The sequence below is a fragment of the Massilia sp. TSP1-1-2 genome (assembly GCF_049896185.1).
Classification (GTDB): domain Bacteria; phylum Pseudomonadota; class Gammaproteobacteria; order Burkholderiales; family Burkholderiaceae_D; genus Telluria_A.
In genome coordinates, this window is sequence record NZ_JAFCTU010000148.1 from 1 (window position 1) to 890 (window position 890).

Consider the following 890-nt stretch of genomic DNA (forward strand, 5'->3'; position numbering starts at 1 on the left):
CGAAGCGTTTTGTTCGTAAGCAGCAGAGAGGTGAGATTATGCAGCGTTTCGCGTTTTTCGTCAACCTCTTTTTTACTGCAGCGCACTTAATGCGCTTCCCGATGATAGTCCTGCGACTTGTTGATTTCGCGTGCTTTTCAACGGGAGACGAACTATAGCAAACGGCTGCGGCGCTGGCAAGAGGCTCTGCAAAATTTTTAGCGCGGATGGTAGCGCATGAGCGGTGCTATCGATGCGCGGCCCACCAGGTCGAGTGCGCCGCGGTTCACATCGGCGAATGCCTTGTCGCACCAGGCAACCTTCTCGGCGGTGCCGGCGCCGCGCACGGGGCGCATCATTTCTTCAGTCTGGCGCACCATGTCACCCGAGAGCGCATTGGCCACCAGGCGCTGGTCGCCGGTCGCCATTACCTTTTCTTTATGCGCAACCACTGCGGCGTTGCGTTGCAACCAGGCGTCAGCGGCCGACGAGTAGCGCTTGTACGAGGTGGGCGTGGTCGCCACGCAAAACTCTCGGCTGCTGCTGACCAGGTGGGTAATTCCCATGACATTGGCCACCGCGCCGATGACCTCCGGGCGCAACAAGTCGGAACCGGCCTCGGGCAAGCGCGCCACTACCGGCCGCGGCGCCTGGGTAGCGGGATTCTTCAGCACAAGCGGAACATTGGACAAGGTCACTTTTCCGTCGGCTCCGGTCATTTTACGGATCTCGGCCGAGGCACCCGTCATCGCCGCCATGCACAGCACGGCAACCATCATCCTGTTTTTCATCGAATTGCTCGGCAAGATATCAAAGCAGCATCTTACATGAGCAAATTGACAATACGTATTGTTCAGCCACCTGCTGCGAACTGTGCATCAGGGTGGCGGACACGATGGGCACGCCGGCCG

At 59.0% G+C, this 890-nt stretch carries 1 protein-coding gene; it reads right to left on the bottom strand.

Annotated features, from left to right (window positions below; translation table 11 throughout):
• Window positions 1-197 precede the first annotated feature (197 nt).
• Window positions 198-770, bottom strand: a complete 573-nt coding sequence (locus ACP7BV_RS27380) for a hypothetical protein (protein WP_426108060.1) — start codon at window positions 768-770, stop codon at window positions 198-200.
• Between the last annotated feature and the right edge of the window lie 120 nt (window positions 771-890).

Excerpts from the sequence above, each read along its gene's own strand:
- ACP7BV_RS27380 (WP_426108060.1), bottom strand. The coding sequence starts at position 770 with ATGAAAAACAGGATGATGGTTGCCGTGCTGTGCATGGCGGCGATGACG.